At 64.4% G+C, this 17436-nt stretch carries 15 protein-coding genes; 11 read left to right on the top strand and 4 right to left on the bottom strand.

The genetic code is table 11. The features are described 5' to 3' along the window. Window positions 1-160: 160 nt before the first annotated feature. A complete protein-coding gene (locus tag Q0X85_RS06245) occupies window positions 161-712 on the bottom strand; it encodes an ActR/PrrA/RegA family redox response regulator transcription factor (protein WP_297770473.1) in 552 nt (183 codons plus the stop codon). Window positions 713-788: 76 nt separating this feature from the next. Continuing rightward, window positions 789-1418, bottom strand: a complete 630-nt coding sequence (locus Q0X85_RS06240) for an SCO family protein (protein WP_297770472.1) — start codon at window positions 1416-1418, stop codon at window positions 789-791. Between the two features lie 90 nt (window positions 1419-1508). On the opposite strand from Q0X85_RS06240, the gene regB reads away from it, so the two are divergent. From regB to hslV, 10 genes are all read left to right on the top strand, one after another. Continuing rightward, entirely contained in the window at window positions 1509-2897 is a 1389-nt protein-coding gene (regB, locus tag Q0X85_RS06235) for a sensor histidine kinase RegB (RefSeq protein WP_297770471.1), read from the top strand. Window positions 2898-2973: 76 nt separating this feature from the next. Beyond that, window positions 2974-4500 (top strand): PAS-domain containing protein, encoded by a 1527-nt coding sequence (locus Q0X85_RS06230; RefSeq protein ID WP_297770469.1) that lies wholly within the window; start codon window positions 2974-2976, stop codon window positions 4498-4500. A 40-nt stretch (window positions 4501-4540) separates the two neighbouring features. Beyond that, on the top strand, window positions 4541-5035 hold the full coding sequence (tsaE, locus tag Q0X85_RS06225; protein ID WP_297770467.1) for a tRNA (adenosine(37)-N6)-threonylcarbamoyltransferase complex ATPase subunit type 1 TsaE: 495 nt from the start codon (window positions 4541-4543) through the stop codon (window positions 5033-5035). After that, the gene (locus Q0X85_RS06220) at window positions 5028-6041 is read left to right on the top strand and encodes a phosphotransferase (RefSeq protein ID WP_297770464.1); all 1014 of its coding nucleotides are present in this window, start codon (window positions 5028-5030) and stop codon (window positions 6039-6041) included. The genes tsaE and Q0X85_RS06220 overlap by 8 nt, the downstream gene beginning before the upstream one ends. After that, window positions 6038-6721 carry a nucleotidyltransferase family protein gene (locus tag Q0X85_RS06215; protein ID WP_297770462.1) on the top strand — a complete coding sequence of 228 codons (684 nt, stop codon included), beginning with the start codon at window positions 6038-6040 and terminating at the stop codon, window positions 6719-6721. The genes Q0X85_RS06220 and Q0X85_RS06215 overlap by 4 nt, the downstream gene beginning before the upstream one ends. Further along, window positions 6714-9653 carry a double-strand break repair protein AddB gene (gene addB / locus Q0X85_RS06210; RefSeq protein ID WP_297770460.1) on the top strand — a complete coding sequence of 980 codons (2940 nt, stop codon included), beginning with the start codon at window positions 6714-6716 and terminating at the stop codon, window positions 9651-9653. Before Q0X85_RS06215 ends, addB begins: the two co-directional genes overlap by 8 nt. After that, entirely contained in the window at window positions 9650-13021 is a 3372-nt protein-coding gene (gene addA / locus Q0X85_RS06205; protein ID WP_297770458.1) for a double-strand break repair helicase AddA, read from the top strand. Before addB ends, addA begins: the two co-directional genes overlap by 4 nt. Window positions 13022-13081: 60 nt before the next feature. After that, complete coding sequence (gene trxA / locus Q0X85_RS06200) at window positions 13082-13402, top strand: thioredoxin (protein ID WP_080457567.1); 321 nt, start codon at window positions 13082-13084, stop codon at window positions 13400-13402. 81 nt (window positions 13403-13483) lie between these two features. Further along, window positions 13484-14632, top strand: coding sequence for an amidohydrolase (locus Q0X85_RS06195; protein ID WP_297770453.1), 1149 nt, complete (start codon window positions 13484-13486; stop codon window positions 14630-14632). 63 nt (window positions 14633-14695) lie between these two features. Further along, the gene (gene hslV, locus Q0X85_RS06190) at window positions 14696-15253 is read left to right on the top strand and encodes an ATP-dependent protease subunit HslV (protein ID WP_297770451.1); all 558 of its coding nucleotides are present in this window, start codon (window positions 14696-14698) and stop codon (window positions 15251-15253) included. Here hslV and Q0X85_RS06185 read toward each other — a convergent pair. Then, window positions 15250-15486, bottom strand: a complete 237-nt coding sequence (locus Q0X85_RS06185) for a BrnA antitoxin family protein (protein ID WP_297770449.1) — start codon at window positions 15484-15486, stop codon at window positions 15250-15252. The two genes, hslV and Q0X85_RS06185, sit on opposite strands and share 4 nt — an antisense overlap. Continuing rightward, the gene (locus Q0X85_RS06180; protein ID WP_297770447.1) at window positions 15470-15763 is read right to left on the bottom strand and encodes a BrnT family toxin; all 294 of its coding nucleotides are present in this window, start codon (window positions 15761-15763) and stop codon (window positions 15470-15472) included. The genes Q0X85_RS06185 and Q0X85_RS06180 overlap by 17 nt, the downstream gene beginning before the upstream one ends. Window positions 15764-15959: 196 nt before the next feature. Between Q0X85_RS06180 and hslU the strand changes: the two genes are divergently transcribed. Then, window positions 15960-17267, top strand: a complete 1308-nt coding sequence (gene hslU, locus Q0X85_RS06175; protein WP_297770445.1) for an ATP-dependent protease ATPase subunit HslU — start codon at window positions 15960-15962, stop codon at window positions 17265-17267. Window positions 17268-17436 lie beyond the last annotated feature (169 nt).

Genomic DNA, 17436 nt, shown 5'->3' with positions numbered 1-17436 from the left:
CAAAAGATGTGTGTCCCCGTTACCCGACCTTGATGCCCAAAGCGGCCGCTCATGTTCATATATACGCGCATATAAGAAACAGTCTTAGTGATTTACGTATACTGTCGCGTATGCTTCCGCAATCTTGGTGTTCTGTCGCAACGCCGACGGGCCGCCTTGCCTAGCGCGGCGAGCGCTTGGCAAGGATACGCTGCAAGGTGCGTCGATGCATATTGAGGCGGCGGGCCGTCTCGCTCACGTTGCGGTCACACAGCTCATAGACGCGCTGGATATGCTCCCATCGGACACGGTCCGCACTCATCGGGTTGTCGGGTGGCGGCGGCAGCTCGGACCCGTTTGCCAAGAGCGCGTTCGTGATATCCGTGGCATCGGCGGGTTTTGACAGATAATCGGTCGCCCCGATCTTGACGGCAGCCACGGCCGTGGCGATCGCGCCATATCCCGTCAGCACCACGATGCGGCTGTCAGGCCGCTTTTCCCGGATCACCTCGACCACGTCGAGGCCATTGCCATCCTCCAGCCGAAGGTCGCAAACGGCATAGGCCGGGGGCCGCGCCGTGGCAATCGCACGCCCCGCCGCGACCGAGTCGGCGGTTTCGACCTCAAACCCGCGTCGTTCCATGGCCTTGGCCAGACGTTTCAGAAACGGCTCGTCATCGTCGACCAGCAGAAGCGTCCTGTCCTCACCGATACCCTGCATATCCTCTGCCAATGCCGCTCCTCCTGTTGCGCGCGATTGCCAAAGGTTCTAGCCCTCGGCCCCACATGCGTCAAACAAACGCAATATTCTAGCTTGCGTCAATGAAACACTGAACGCGATCAGCCATTTGCTCTGCGGTTACATCTCTGCGGAAAAACTCGACAAAGCCATGTTCCGGCAGGGTCAGATAGGTCATGGTGGAGTGATCCACCAGATAAAAGTCCTCTTCACCCTCGCTTGGCTCATGGGCCTGGTAGTAGGTCCGATAGGCCTTTGACGCGGCGCGCACCTGATCCTCGCTACCCGTAAGGCCAACCATGCGGGGATGCAGGTAATCTGTCATTTCGGCCATCACCTCGGGCGTGTCGCGCTTGGGGTCGATCGAGATGAAGACCGGCTTCACCATGTCGCCCCGGCTTTCCAGAATGTCCACCGCCTCGGCATTGCGGGCATTGTCCAGCGGGCAGACATCCGGGCAGAACGTATAGCCGAAATAGATCAAGGTCGGCTTGTCGATCACGTCTTCGTCCGTCACCGTTTCGCCGGTCTCGCTCACCAGTTCGAACGGACCGCCGACCTGCGATGCGCCGCCCGCCACGTTGGACGCACGGCATTGAGCAAACCTGTCGTCGCCGGCCTGGCCCATGACCATGAAATACGTGATGCCCAAGCCGGCGATGACGACGATGGCGGCAGCGGCGGCGATCAGACGGGTCATGTGGATGTCCTTGCGTTCCGGGCGGGCGAGTGCAACTTTCGCCCTATGTAACATCCCCTCCCCGGCATGCAATGGGACGCAGGCGCTTATATGGCTGATCACGACACCGGTCTGTTCAAATCACGCGAGCGCGGCAACTGGATCCGCCTGCGCACGCTCGTCGTTCTGCGCTGGTGGGCGATCGTCGGGCAAGCGTCGGCGCTGATCATCGCGGATCGGGTGTACCACCTCAATCTGGAAATGGGGCTTTGCTTCCTGGTGATCGGCGTGTCCGTGGCCAGCAATCTTGTCGCCGGCTTCGTCTTTGCCGAGAACAAGCGCCTGTCCGAGCAGGATACCTTGCTGGTGGTGCTGTTCGACATGCTGCAACTGGGGCTGTTGCTCTATCTCACCGGCGGTTTGCACAACCCGTTCTCGATCTTGATCGTGGGGCCGGTGACGGTCTCGGCCTCGGCCCTGTCGGGGCGTTCGACCGCGTTTCTGGGGATGATGGCGCTGGTGATCGTGACACTCCTGATGCAGTTTTACCTGCCGCTGCGCACCGAGGAGGGGTTTGTGCTGCGCGTGCCGTATGTGTTCCTTTTGGGCAATTGGGTCGCCATCGTGATCGCGGTGCTCTTTCTCGGGGTCTACTCGCGCTGGATCGTGCAGGAGATGCAGGCGATGTCGGATGCGGTCCAGGCCACGCAGATGGCACTGGCGCGCGAGCAGAAGCTGACCGATCTTGGAGGTGTCGTCGCCGCAGCCGCGCATGAGTTGGGCACGCCGCTTGCGACAATCAAGCTGACCAGCGCCGAACTGGCCGAAGAGCTTGCCGATGATCCCGAGTTGCGCGACGATGCCTTGCTGATCCGCGAGCAGGCGGATCGTTGCCGCGATATCCTGCGGTCGATGGGCCGGGCTGGAAAGGACGATCTGCACCTGCGCCGGGCCCCTCTGACCACCTTGATAGAAGAGGCCGCAGAGCCTCATGTGGACCGCGGCAAGCGCATTCATTTCGACCATGGCACACAGGACCCCGTCACCCAGCCAACCGTATTGCGGCGTCCCGAGGTGATCCATGGGCTGCGTAACCTGATCCAGAACGCGGTGGATTTCGCCCGCGAGAATGTCTGGATCGAGAGCGGTTGGGACGATAGCTTCATCACATTGCGGATCGTGGATGACGGCCGCGGGTTTCCGCCGGACATGCTGGGGCGCATCGGTGATCCGTTCATTCGCCGTCGTGCGCCTGTCAGCGACCCGCAACGCCCGGAATACGAAGGCATGGGGCTGGGGCTCTTCATTGCCAAGACACTGCTGGAACGATCCGGCGCCGACCTGACATTCGCCAACGGCTCCGAGCCGTTTCAGGCGCGTGCTGACCACGCCGCACGCAGTGGCGCGCTGGTCGAGGTGACGTGGCCGCGCGCTGTCATCGAGGTCGCCAAGGCACCGATAGGCCCCGGCCTCGGTCAGAACCAGCCCATTCGCGGCTGAACCCTGACGATATTAATCAGCCATTAACCAACTTCCCCCACGCTTCTCGTGATGCGAAACTGCGGGAGGTGCGCCAATGTTTGATCTTTCGCCGCTGGATGTGGCCGGTCTCGCGGGTCTTGCCGCCGGGCTCTCGGTTCTGGTCCTGTGGCTTTTGGCACAAACCTTGCCAAAGGAGCGGGCCGGTTTTGCCGCGTCGTACCGCCAGCCGGGCACGACGTTTCTCTTTTGTGACGAGGCGCTCGTCGATCATGATGCGGCCACGCTCGATCTGCCCGCGTCCAGAGCCCCGGACGAGAGCGATTGGTCACGATTTTGCCGGTGGATGGCATTTCGGTTCGGGGCGTTGCCGCCTGATCCCTCCGGGCTGTTGGACGGGGATCCCCTGAGTTTTCATGAAAACGTACCGGGAGAGGCGCGTCTTACGCTGTTGCGCAGTTGCGGGACACTCAGGGTCACTCTGCAAGATGGTGTTGTGCCGGATTGCGCCGCACGTCATGGCGCGCAGTATATCCATAATGAGTTGCAGGCCAGGTCCACGGCCTTGCAACATGCGCCGGTCGCGGTCTGGAGCCTTGATGCCCAGAGACAGACGATTTGGGAAAACGAGGCCGCCTGCGCCCTTCCCCCGGCGCATGCGGCGGCTTTGCAAAATGTCGACGGCCAGCCCGGGAACACGGACCGGCCAGTGGCGACCCGGCTGTCCGTGCCCAAACAGGGCGGCATGGCAGAGCGTTGGTATGACGTGCACGTGACCGAAACCGAGGGTGAAACGCTACTCTTCGCGCAGGATGTCACAGGACTTGTGCGGGCCGAAACATCGCAGCGTGATTTTGTCCAGACCCTGAGCCGGACCTTCGCGGATCTCACCACGGGGTTGGTGGTTTTTGATCGCGCCGAGACATTGGCGGTCTTCAATCCGGCGCTTGCGGACCTCACCGGCCTGCCGCCCGCGTTCCTCAGCGCGCGGCCCGGCCTTTTTGCCTTCTTCGATGCGTTGCGCGACCGGATGGTGATGCCCGAACCCAAGAATTACGCAACGTGGCGGGGGCAGATTCTCGACATGGTCAAAAGCGCGACAGGCGGCCTGTATCACGAGGTCTGGAGCCTGCCTGCCGGGCAAACCTACCGGGTCACCGGCAGGCCACACCCCGATGGCGCAGTGGCCTTCCTGTTCGAGGACATCTCTGGCGAAGTGTCCGCCACCCGACGTCACAGGATTCAGATGGGCCTCCGGCAAGCGGTTCTCGACCGGCTAGACGAGGGCATCGCGGTGCTTTCACAGAATGGCCGCCTGCTGTTCTGCAACAGTGGCTTCGGGCGCATGTTGGGGATTGACCCGGATACGAGCTTTGCCGGCATGGGGCTGCACGATGTCATTGCGGCCTGCAACGCCCGCTACCCTGACCCGGCGCTTTGGCCCGAAATCACCGAAAAGATCGAAACCCGGGCCCTGCATGCGACGCTGCGGGACCGTGTGGGCCCGCGCGGCCAAGACGGCGCGGATCTGCGTGTGGTTCCGCTTGGCCGTGGTCAATCCATGATTTGTCTCAGGAGCGTTGACCCGGTGCGCGGTGACAAGGTCGGGCAAGACGCGCACTGATCCGGGTTGCGGGCGGGCGTGGCGCGTGTAGTGTCGGGCCATGCCCGATCACCACGCCGCTCTGCCCCTCGACAGCCCCGATGCGACCTGCGCGTTCGCGCAGGCGCTCGCACCGCGCGTGCAGCCGGGTGATACGCTGCTCCTGTCCGGTGGCGTTGGCGCCGGAAAGACCCATTTCGCCCGATGCCTGATACAGGCGTTGCAGACCACCCCCGAGGATGTGCCCTCGCCCACCTTCACTCTGGTTCAGACCTATCCGGGCAAGACCGGCGAGATCTGGCACGCCGATCTCTACCGGGTCGGCGATGTGCTGGAACTGGTCGAGCTGGGTCTGACCGACGCCTTTACCGATGCGATATGCCTTGTCGAATGGCCTGACCGGCTGGGTGATCTGACCCCGGCGGACGCCCTGTCACTCACCTTCGAGACTGTTGACGCCAGCACGGATCGCGCGGCAGAGGACCGGCGTCTCTTGCATGCCGACTGGCAGAATGAGAAGTGGACCCAACGATTGAAGGGGCTTTTCCATGACTGACCGCGATGCTTTGCTCCGGGGGTTCGTCGCTGGCACGGATTGGGCCGGTGCCGCCATCGCTCCGCTGGCGGGCGACGCCTCGAACCGGCGTTACCTCCGGCTCAAGCATGGCGAGACCGGCGCAAGCGCCGTTTTGATGGATGCGCCGCCCGAGCGCGGCGAGGATGTGCGCCCGTTCGTTCGGATCGCCGGTCACCTCGCGGAGCACGGCCTGAGCGCCCCGCACATTCTGGCGCAGGACGACGCGCAGGGCTTTCTCCTGCTGGAGGATCTGGGCGATGCTCTCTTTGCGCGTGTCATCCCCGAGGCCCCTGACATACAAGAGCCGCTCTATGCGGCCGCGACCGATCTCTTGGTCGAGTTGCACCGCCATCCCCCGCCCTCCGGGCTCAAGCCTTATGGACCGGCGGCGATGACAGAAACGGCGGCCTTGGTGTTCGATTGGTATTACGCCGGGGCAATCGCGGCGCCCTGTGCACAGCGTGCGCAGGCCCTTGACGCGTTGCACGCGCTTTTGAGCGCGCGCGCCGGGGCTGCGGATGTGATCGTCTTGCGCGACTACCACGCCGAAAACCTGCTATGGTTGCCCGAGCGGTCCGGCGTGGCCCGCGTCGGGCTGCTCGATTTTCAGGACGCGATGTCCGGGCATCGCGCCTATGACCTCGTGTCGGTCCTTCAGGATGCGCGCCGTGACGTCCCGCAAGATCTCGAAACCGCAATGATCGCCCGCTACTGTGCCGCGACGGGCCAGGATGCCGTCCACTTCAATGCCGCCTATCATGTGCTTGGCGCACAGCGGAACCTGCGTATTCTTGGCGTCTTCGCACGGCTCTGCATGCGTGATGGCAAGGCCCATTACGTCGATCTCATCCCGCGGGTGTGGGGCCTTTTGCAGCGCGATCTGGCACATGAGGCGCTCGCCCCGTTGGCCGAACTGCTGCGCGATGTGTTGCCCGCCCCGACGCCAGACGTTCTGGACCGCCTGCGCGGACAGTGCGCGCGATGAGCTTTCCCGTGATGCTCTTTGCCGCCGGCTTCGGCACGCGGATGGGCGCTTTGACCGCCCATCGGCCCAAACCATTGATCGAGGTGGCCGGCCGTCCGCTCATTGATCACGCTCTGGCGCGTGTCAAAGAGCATGGCGCAGCGCCGGTTGTGGCCAATCTGCACTATCTCCCCGAGATGCTGGAGCGGCACCTCTCCGGTCGCGATGTGCGCCTGTCGCACGAGGCGCCCGATATTCTCGAGACCGGCGGAGGGCTGCGCGCGGCCCTGCCGCTCCTTGGCCCCGGACCGGTCTTTACGATGAATACGGATGCGGTCTGGCGCGGGCCGAACCCGCTGGATCAACTGGCCCGGCTTTGGGAGCCGGACCGAATGGACGCGCTCTTGCTCTGCGTGCCGCCTGCGCGGGCCACGGGCCATTCCGGCACCGGGGATTTTCGGATCGGCCCGGATCTGCGCGCCACGCGCGGGCCCGGCGCGATCTACTCGGGGGTGCAGATCATCAAGCCCGATCTGTTGCCCGACATTTCCGAGCATAGCTTTTCGCTCAACCGGCTCTGGGATGCGATGCTGGCCGAGGGGCGGCTCTGCGCCGTCGAGTATCCGGGGCACTGGTGTGATGTCGGGCATCCGGACGGGATACCGCTGGCCGAGGCGATGCTGCGGGCGAACGATGTTTGACCCCTCCGATCGCCCGCGCCTCTTTGGCGTGCCCCCCGGCGTGGATTTCCCGCGCGCTCTGGTCGAGGGGCTGCGCGCGCGCCACGCCGGACAACCGCCCGAAGCGTTGGCGCGGGTGCATCTGATCGTTAATACCCGGCGCATGGCGCGGCGTATCCGGGATCTGTTCGATCAGGGGCCGCCCTGTCTCTTGCCGCGCATCAGCTTGCTGACCGATCTGGGCGAGATGTGGGATCTGGCCCATATCCCCGACCCGGTCCCGCCTCTGCGGCGACGGCTGGAACTGGTCCAGCTGATCTCGGCCCTGCTGGACCGCACCCCGGATCTGGCCCCGCGCAGCGCGATTTTCGACCTTGCCGACAGTCTTGCCGGGTTGATGGACGAAATGCACGGCGAAGGGGTCACACCGCAGGTGATCGAGGCGCTGGATGTCAGCGACCAATCAGGCCACTGGGCGCGCATCCAGTCCTTTCTCGCCATCGTACAGCATTATTTCGAGGCGGGCGGGGCAGCCCCCGATGTCGAGACCCGGCAGCGGCTTGTGATCGAACGGCTTGCGGATCTCTGGTCTGAAACCCCGCCCGAGCATCCTGTTCTTCTGGCCGGATCGACCGGCTCGCGCGGGGCGACGCAGCATCTTATGCAGGCCGTGGCGCGGCTGCCGCAGGGCGCTGTGATCCTGCCGGGCCATGATTTTGACATGCCATCCCCGGTCTGGGACAGCCTGGGTGATGCAATGCTGTCCGAGGACCATCCGCAATACCGCTCTTGCCGAGTGGCCGCCGGGGCGGGCTTGCGCCCCGATCAGATCCAGCGATGGTGCGAAACGGCCCCGCCAAATCCCGCGCGCAATGCGGTGATTTCGCTCGCCCTGCGACCGGCACCTGTTACCGATCAATGGCTCCGCGACGGGCCGCGCCTGCGCGACATCGACGCTGCGATGGCCGATATCACGCTCGTCGAGGCCCCCTCGCTGCGCCACGAGGCGCTCGCCATCGCCATGCGACTGCGGCAGGCGGCGGAGGACGGTCGCACCGCCGCCCTCATCACGCCCGACCGGATGTTGACCCGGCAGGTAACGGCGGCGCTCGACCGCTGGGATATCCTGCCGGACGACAGTGCCGGTCAGCCGCTACACCTCTCTGCGCCGGGGCGGTTCCTGCGCCACGTGGCCGATCTCTTTCGCAACAGGCTCAGCGCCGAGGCGCTGCTTACCCTGCTCAAACACCCCCTGACCCATCAGGGCACAGAGCGTGGCACACATCTGCGCCTCACCCGCGAGCTGGAACTCCACCTGCGCCGCCATGGGCCGCCGTATCCCACCGCCGACAGCCTGCACAGCTGGGCCGCGAGCGAAAAGGATGCGCTCGCGCCGGACTGGGTGCATTGGCTGTGCGCGTGTTTCATCGGTCGGAACCAGTCCGGGGAGGTATCTCTCGACACACTTGTGGCGGCGCATGTCGCCTTGGCCGAGCAGATCGCACAAGGCTGCCGGGAGGAGGGCAGCGGCACGCTCTGGCTCAGGGATGCGGGGCAGGAGGCCCAAAAAGCCATCGCCGAGTTGCAGGCCGAGGCGGGTGTTGCCGGGGCCCTGAGCGCGACCGACTATGCCAGCCTGTTTCATGGCATCCTGAGCGCCCGCGAGGTGCGTAACCCGGTCGATCCGCATCCCCATATTTTGATCTGGGGAACACTCGAGGCGCGGGTTCAGGGCGCCGATATCCTGATCCTCGCCGGCCTCAACGAGGGCAGCTGGCCCGAGGCCCCCACACCAGATCCATGGCTCAATCGCGCGCTGCGTCATCAGGCGGGGCTCTTGTTGCCCGAGCGGCGCATCGGCCTCTCGGCGCATGACTTCCAGCAGGCGGTCGCGGCCCCCGAGGTCTGGCTGACCCGCTCGGTACGTTCGGCGGATGCCGAAACCGTGGTGTCGCGCTGGTTGAACCGGATAATGAACCTGCTGGGTGGCTTGCCAGAGCAGGGCGGGCCAGAGGCGGTTACGGCGATGCGCGCGCGCGGTGGCCTGTGGCTGGAGCGTGCAGCAGCTCTGGAAGAGCCGGGTGACGCGCCGCGCGCGCCGCGACCGGCCCCCTGTCCACCGCTTGCCGCGCGCCCGGATCACCTCACCGTGACCGAAATCAAGCGGTTGATCCGCGATCCCTATGCCATCTATGCCCGTCATATTCTCAACCTGCGCCCGCTCGATCCGCTGATGCGCACGCCCGACGCGCTCTTGAGGGGTACGGTTTTGCACGAGATCCTGGAAGGGTTCATTCGCGAAACGCTGGACGATAGCGCGCATGGCAACCACGCCACTCTCATGCGTCACGCCGAGGCGGTTCTTGCAGACAAAGTGCCTTGGGCCGAGGCGCGCGCGCTTTGGCTCGCCCGGTTGGAGCGTGTCGCCGACTGGTTCATCGAGACCGAGGCCCGGCGCCGGGCCGAGGCGCGCCCGGTCGCCTTCGAGGCCAGCGGCCGCGCGACCATGCCCGATCTGGATTTTACGCTTTCGGCCAAGGCGGATCGGCTCGATCTGGATGATCTGGGCCGGTTGCACATCTACGACTATAAAACCGGCGCGCCGCCATCGACCAAGGAGCAGACCAGCTTTGACAAGCAGTTGTTGCTCGAGGCCGCGATTGCCCACAGGGCGGGATTTGGCGATATGGGGCCGAGCCGTGTGGCGCGTGCGGTTTTCATCGGGCTGGGCAGCGAGCCAAAGGAGGTCGAGGCGCCGCTCGACACCGAGCCGCCCGAGAAAATCTGGGCAGAGTTTCACGCGCTGATTGCCGCCTACATGGAGCCGTCGCAGGGGTATACATCGCGCCGCGCACCCAGAAATGCCGCTGATCAGGGCGATTACGATCAGCTTGCGCGCTATGGTGAATGGGAAATGACCGACCCGCCCGACGCCTCGGAGGTGGGCCAATGACCGCGCGCGACGCCGCCACTCAGGCTCAGGTCGATGCCGCGCGCCCCGACCGTTCGACGTGGCTCTCGGCCAATGCCGGATCGGGCAAGACACGGGTTTTGACCGATCGTGTCGCGCGTCTTTTGCTGGAAGGCGTCAACCCGCAGCATATCCTGTGCCTGACCTATACCAAGGCGGCGGCGAGCGAGATGCAGAACCGGCTCTTCCGGCGGCTCGGTGCATGGGCGATGCTGGCCGATGACGCGCTGATCACCGAGCTTGATCTGCTGGGTCACGAGGGGACCATCACAGAGCAGACCTTGCGCGATGCGCGGCGCCTGTTCGCGCGCGCCATCGAGACACCGGGCGGGCTGAAAATCCAGACCATCCATTCCTTTTGCGCGGCACTGCTGCGCCGTTTCCCGCTTGAGGCGGGCGTGACACCGCAATTCACCGAGATGGAGGATCGCACCGCAACGCTCTTGCGCGCCGAGATCGTCGAAGACCTTGCTGCGGGGCCGGACGCGGGCACGTTTTATGCGTTGGCCCGGCACTATTCGGGCGAAACGCTTGAAAAACTGACCGCCGACATGGTGCGGCACCGAAGCGGCTTTGCCCGGCCATGCAGCGATGCCGATCTTGCCGCGATATTCGACCAGCCAGAAGACCTGAGCGCCGATACGATCCGCGAACGGGTGTTTCTCGGCAATGAGCAAGCGCTTCTCGATCAACTCATGCCCGCGCTCAGGGCAGGATCGGCCAACGATATCAAGGCGGCAGGCAAACTGGCGCAGATCACGGCCCTCGACAATGGCGCACTGCCGCTGCTGGAGTCGGTGTTTCTCACCGGCAAGAGCGCGAAATCACCTTTCTCCGCCAAGCTTGAGGCGTTTCCCACCAAGGCAACGCAGGCCACGCTCGCTGGGGTCATGCCACAGATCGAGCAATGGATGCTGCGCGTCGAGGACGCGCGCGCCGCGCGGATGGCGCTCATGGCCATGCAGAAAACCCGAGCGCTGCACGACTTTGCACAGCTCTTCCTGCCCGCCTATGAGCGTGCCAAGCAATTGCGCGGCCTGCTCGATTTCGACGATTTGATCCTGCGCGCCCGGGATCTTCTGACCGAACCGGCGGTCGCGGCCTGGGTTCTCTACAGGCTCGATGGCGGGATCGACCAAATCCTTGTGGACGAGGCGCAGGATACCAGCCCGGTGCAATGGCAAGTGATCGAACGGCTGGCGCAGGAATTCACCAGCGGTGCGGGCGCCCGCGCCGACGTGGCGCGCACGATCTTCGTGGTGGGGGACAAGAAACAGTCGATCTATTCCTTTCAGGGCGCCGACCCGCGCGAATTTGACCGGATGCAGCGCGAATTCGCCGCGCGCCTCAACGCCACCGGCAGCCCCTTGCAAAGCCGCGTGCTGGCCTATTCCTTTCGCTCATCCGGTGCCATTCTCACGACCGTCGATTGTTGCTTCGATCAGAGCGAGGAGAGCGGTTTTTCCCCCGATGAGGGCCACAAGGCATTCTTTGACAGCCTGCCCGGGCGTGTCGATCTCTGGCCCGTGGTGGCAAAGCCCGAGGAAGACGAGCCGCCCGCCTGGCACTCACCCGTCGATATCCGCGCCACCAACGATCCGGCGATTCTTCTGGCACGCCACGTGGCAGGCACGATTCGGACGATGGTCGAGGCGCGGCAGGCGCTCCCCGATGCCGCATCCGACAGCGGCTTTCGCGCCGTGCAGCCCGGCGATTTCCTGATCCTGGTGCGCCGCCGCTCGACGCTGTTTCACGAGATCATCCGCGAATGCAAGGTCCAGGGCTTGCCGATTGCGGGCGCCGACCGGCTCAAGGTCGGCGCCGAACTCGCGGTGCGCGATCTTGAGGCGCTGTTGTCGTTTCTCGCCACGCCCGAGGACAGTCTCGCGCTCGCCACCGCGCTCAGATCGCCGCTCTTTGGCTGGTCCGAGTCGCAACTCTACGCTCTGGCACAGGGCCGCGCGCGGCGCTATCTCTGGCAAGAGCTGCGCGACAGGGGCGAAGAATTCCCCGCGGTCATCACCGTGCTGCGCGACCTGCTGGATCACGCCGATTACCTGCGCCCCTACGACCTGATCGAGCGCATTCTGACGCGTCACGACGGACGGCGCAGGCTGCTGGCCCGGCTCGGCGCCGAGGCCGAGGATGGCATCGACGCGCTGCTGTCGCAGGCCATGGCCTACGAGAGCCGCGCGGTGGATAGCCTGACAGGCTTTCTCGTCTGGATGGAAACCGACGATCTCGAAATCAAACGCCAGCTCGACAGCGCCGGAAACCGCATCCGTGTGATGACCGTGCACGGCGCCAAGGGGTTGGAGGCCCCCGTGGTGATCCTGCCGGAATGTGGCGCATGGCGGATGCCCCCCGCGCCCCAGATCGTGACCCGAGAGGGCACCGCGCTCTGGACCGGGCGCGCGGACGACATGCCTGCCGCCATTGCCGAGGCCATGGAGGCCGGGCGTGTTGCACAAAGTGCCGAGCGTGATCGCCTGCTTTATGTCGCCATGACACGGGCCGAGAAATGGCTGATCGTCGCCGCGCATGGCGATTTGGGCAAGCAGGGCGACACCTGGTACGAAAAGGTGCAGCGCGGCATGGAGGCGGCGGGCGCGCAGCCCCACGCGTTCGACCACGGGCCGGGGCTGCGTCTCGATCACGGCCACTGGTCCGAGACCGAAGCTGCGGTGGTCGCGCAAGAGACGACAGCCCCAATCGCGCTCGATCCGTTCTATCGAACCGCTGCGGTGGCGCCTACGCGAAACAAGACCCTCAGCCCCTCCGATCTGGGCGGCGCCAAGGCGCTCCCCGGAGAGCGGGGGCTGGACGAGGAGGCGGCCAAACGGCGCGGCCGGCAGGTGCACCGCCTGCTGGAGTTTCTGCCCTCGGTGCCCGCGCAGGACTGGCCCGCCACCGCGGCGCGGCTCTTGTCGAATGGCGGTGACACCGCGACAGGAGAAGAGCTGGCGCTGCTTCTGGCCGAGGCCGAAAAAGTGCTGATCCGGCCCGGCCTGCATGCGCTCTTTGCGCCCGGTGCCCTGACCGAAGTGGCGATCACCGCCAATCTGGACGCGTTGCAGGGGCGGCGCATCCACGGGATCATCGACCGGCTGATTATCGAAGACGCGCGGGTTCTGGCCGTGGATTTCAAGACCAACGCGCTCGTGCCCGATGTGGCCCGCGAGTGTCCCGATGCCCTTTTGCGGCAGATGGGGGCCTATGCCCATGCGTTGGCGCAACTCTACCCGGACCGGCGTATCGAAACCGCGATCCTCTGGACGCGCACGGCCACACTCATGCCGCTCCCCCACGATCTTGTGACAGAAGCGCTGGAAACCACTACCGTGGCTTGACGTGCCCGGCTCTGCTACATAGTTAACCTCGTGAAGCCCTGACCGCTAGGAGACATGCAAATGGCCACCGTTGCCGTAACCGACGACACTTTCGACGCCGAAGTGAAAAATTCCGATATCCCCGTCGTGGTGGATTTCTGGGCCGAATGGTGCGGCCCCTGCAAGCAGATCGGCCCGGCCCTCGAAGAGCTGGCAACCGAGATGGAAGGCAAGATCAAGGTCGCCAAGGTCGATGTCGACAGCAACCCGAATTCCGCCGTCGCCATGGGTGTGCGCGGCATTCCGGCGCTGTTCATCTTCAAGAATGGCGAAGTGATCTCGAACCGCGCCGGCGCCGCCCCCAAGGCCGCGCTGCAAAGCTGGATCGAAGAGAGCATCTGACGCTTTCAGAACACCTCGTGGATTGGGGTCGCGCAGCGCGCGGCCCCTTTTCTTTGCCCGCAAAACACGCATGATCGCCGCATGAGTCTGACCAATTCCGATATCGCCGAGCTGACCGCACTGCGGCATGATCTGCACCGCCACCCCGAGATCTCGGGCGAGGAAGGCGAGACCGCGCGCCGCATCACCAAGGCGCTAGAGGCCGCGCCGCCGGATACCTTGCTGACCGGCCTTGGCGGGCATGGCGTGGCGGCGGTCTATGCCGGGGCCGAAAGCGGCCCGACGGTGCTCTTTCGCTGCGAACTTGACGCACTGCCCATCGAAGAGCAGGGCGATCTGCCACACCGCTCGACCCGTCCGGGCAAGGGCCATCTTTGCGGCCATGACGGGCATATGACAGTGCTGATGGGGCTTGCACGGCTCCTGTCGCGACAGCGCCCCGCACGCGGCCGCGCCGTGCTGCTCTTTCAACCGGCCGAGGAAACCGGGGCAGGGGCCGCCGCCGTGCTGGCCGACCCCGTATTCGAGACTATCACACCCGATTACGCCTTTTCCCTGCACAATATGCCCGGCCTGCCCCTTGGGCATGTCGGCCTCATCCCCGGCCCGGTCAACTGCGCCTCGCGCGGCATGGGCGTCACGCTCACCGGCAAATCCGCCCACGCGTCAGAGCCCGAAAACGGCACCTCGCCGATGGCGGCCCTCAGTAGCCTGATGCCGCGCCTCACCGCGCTCAGCCATGGTACACCGCAAGAGGCGGAGTTTACTCTCGCCACCGTGACCCACGCACAAATGGGCGCGCCCGCCTTCGGCATCGCCCCGGGCGAGGCCACGCTCTACGTCACGCTGCGCACGCTCACCGATGATCGCATGGCCGCGCTGTACGAGGCCGCCGAAACGCTGGTGCAGGATGCGGCAAAGGCGCACAACCTGACCAACACGATCACCTATCACGACATCTTCGCCCATTGCGAAAACCACCCGGATGCGACCCAAATCCTGCGCAACGCACTCGACGCCCTGCGCATCACCCATGACGACAGCGGCCTGCCGATGCGCGCCTCCGAGGATTTCGGCCGCTTAGGCCATGTGGCCAAATCCGCCATGCTCTTTCTCGGCGCAGGCACCGATCACGCCGCGCTCCACAATCCCGATTACGACTTCCCTGACGATCTCTTGCCCATAGGCGCGCAGATCTTTCACCGGGTCGCGCGCGACCTGCTGGGGTGACGTCGCCCTTGCACCCATCTCCCGCCCCTTCCATATAGGGCGGACCAGAACGGAGGCCCTGACATGAGCGATTTTCCCGGTTGGCACGGCACCACCATCATCGGTGTGCGCAGGGGCGGCGAGGTCGTCGTCGCGGGCGACGGGCAGGTCAGCCTCGGCCAGACCGTGATCAAGGGCAGCGCCCGCAAGGTGCGCCGCCTCTCGCCTGGCGGCTATGACGTGGTGGCCGGTTTCGCCGGGTCGACGGCGGATGCCTTCACCCTTCTGGAACGGCTCGAAACCAAGCTCGAGGCCACCCCCGGCCAGCTACAACGCGCCTGCGTCGATCTGGCCAAGGACTGGCGCACCGACAAATACCTGCAAAAGCTCGAGGCGATGCTCATCGTCACCGACGGCGATCAGCTTTACGTCATCACCGGCGCGGGCGACGTGCTCGAGCCCGAGCACGATATCGCCGCCATCGGCTCCGGTGGCAATTTCGCCCTCGCAGCGGCCCGCGGCCTCGCGGAGAAAACCGACCTCTCCGCCGATGACATCGCCCGCAAGGCCATGTCCATCGCCGCCGATATCTGCGTCTACACCAATGGCAACCTGACGGTGGAGAAGATCGCGAAATCCTAACCGGATTTGTCGACCGCCTCCATATAGGCCCGCAACACCGCGTTCATGCGGGTCTGATAGCCTTTGCCCTGGCTGCGGAAAAACTCGACGATGTCCGCGTCGATCCGCAGCGAAATCAGCTTCTTCGGTTCGGGCTCCACAAGTCGCGCCTTGGACCAGTCAACGTCGATTTCCTGCTCGCCTTCATGATCCGGAGCCGCCTTGATGCGCTCCCAATCAGTTTGGCTCTTCATCCTGCGTATCTCGTCGAGCGACATACGCGTCATATGCTTCTCGCTCATCGCGTCTTGCCTTTCGAACTGTGATGATCCGAATTGTCTCGCCGCGCATCGTGAACACTGCCGCGAGATAGCTTCCATTCAGATATCCGACTGCGATTTCCCGTATCTCGATATCGCTTCTGCCGGAGAGACAGAGATAGTCGGTCTCGAAGATCTCGACGGCGTCAAGAAAGTCGATACCGTGCTTCTTCAGTGAAAGACGGCGCTTGTCCTCGTTCCATTCGAACATTCAACTTGTTCCTTAGTAACTTCAAATTCCGTGCTTCTTCCATGAGTAATCTCCATTAGAGTCCCTGATAGCGTCTCATCGTTGTAATCGACTTTAGAGACAAGGTGTAGTTACATTTTGCAGCTACAAATATCAACCCCCTTCAAATCCCCGCTCACACTGCGTATCTCTGCACAAACCGGTAAAGGAATGCTGAATGACCGACCTGACCCCGCGCGAGATCGTCTCGGAGCTTGACCGTTTCATCATCGGCCAGAAGGACGCCAAGCGCGCCACCGCCGTCGCCCTGCGCAACCGCTGGCGCCGCAAGCAGCTCTCGGATGACCTGCGCGACGAGGTCTACCCCAAGAACATCCTGATGATCGGCCCCACCGGCGTCGGCAAAACGGAAATCTCCCGCCGCCTCGCCAAACTCGCCCGCGCCCCCTTCATCAAGGTCGAGGCCACCAAGTTCACCGAAGTCGGCTATGTCGGCCGCGACGTCGAACAGATCATCCGCGATCTCGTCGACAGCGCCATCGTCCAGACCCGCGACTACATGCGCGAAGACGTCAAGACCCGCGCCCAACAGGCCGCCGAGGAACGCGTCATCACCGCCATCGCAGGCGAAGACGCCCGCGAGGGCACCCGCGAGATGTTCCGCAAGAAACTCCGCGACGGCCTGCTCGACGACACCGAGATCGAGATCGAAATCTCCGACAGCTCCAACCCCCTCGGAATGATGGACATTCCCGGCCAACCCGGCAGCCAGATGGGGATGATGAACCTCGGCGATATCTTCGGCAAGGCGTTCGGCAACCGCACCACCACCAAGCGCATCACCGTCGCCGACAGCCACGATCTCCTGGTCAGCGAGGAGGCCGACAAGCTCCTGGATGATGAGGCCGTGACCCGCACCGCCCTCGAATCCGTCGAACAGAACGGCATCGTCTTTCTCGACGAGATCGACAAGGTCTGCGCCAAATCCGACGCGCGCGGCGGCGATGTCTCCCGCGAGGGCGTGCAGCGCGACCTGCTGCCGCTCATCGAGGGCACCACCGTCTCCACCAAGCACGGCCCGGTCAAGACCGACCATATCCTCTTCATCGCGTCGGGCGCCTTCCACATCGCCAAACCGTCAGATCTGCTGCCCGAACTGCAAGGCCGCCTGCCCATCCGGGTCGAGTTGCGCGCCCTCACCGAGGCTGATTTCGTCCGCATCCTGACCGAGACCGACAACGCCCTCACCCGCCAATACACCGCCCTCATGGGCACCGAGGAGGTGACGGTCGACTTCACCCAAGACGGCATCGCGGCGCTCGCCCGCATCGCCGCCGAGGTCAACCAGTCGGTCGAGAACATCGGCGCGCGGCGGCTCTACACGGTGATGGAACGGGTGTTCGAGGAGCTTTCCTTCACCGCCCCCGACCGCGCGGGCGAGTCCGTGACCGTCGACGCGGATTTCGTCGAGGAGAACCTCGGCGAGCTGATGCGCTCGGCGGATTTGTCGAGGTATGTTTTGTAGGCGTTTGTTGGCCCAAAGCAGTGATCTATAGCAACGCCCTCTAATGACATGGTGTGATCGCGGTGGTCGCTCTCCGATGGCGAACGAGGTCTGATAGTATCAGCCTCACCAATCAAAAGCCGTAAGGAGAACGACCATGAGCCACTATGTTGGTTTAGATGTTTCATTG

This window comes from uncultured Roseovarius sp. (assembly GCF_947259555.1).
GTDB lineage: Bacteria > Pseudomonadota > Alphaproteobacteria > Rhodobacterales > Rhodobacteraceae > Roseovarius.
Note: the sequence above shows the minus strand (reverse complement) of the source record. Positions and strands in the feature narration are given on the sequence as shown.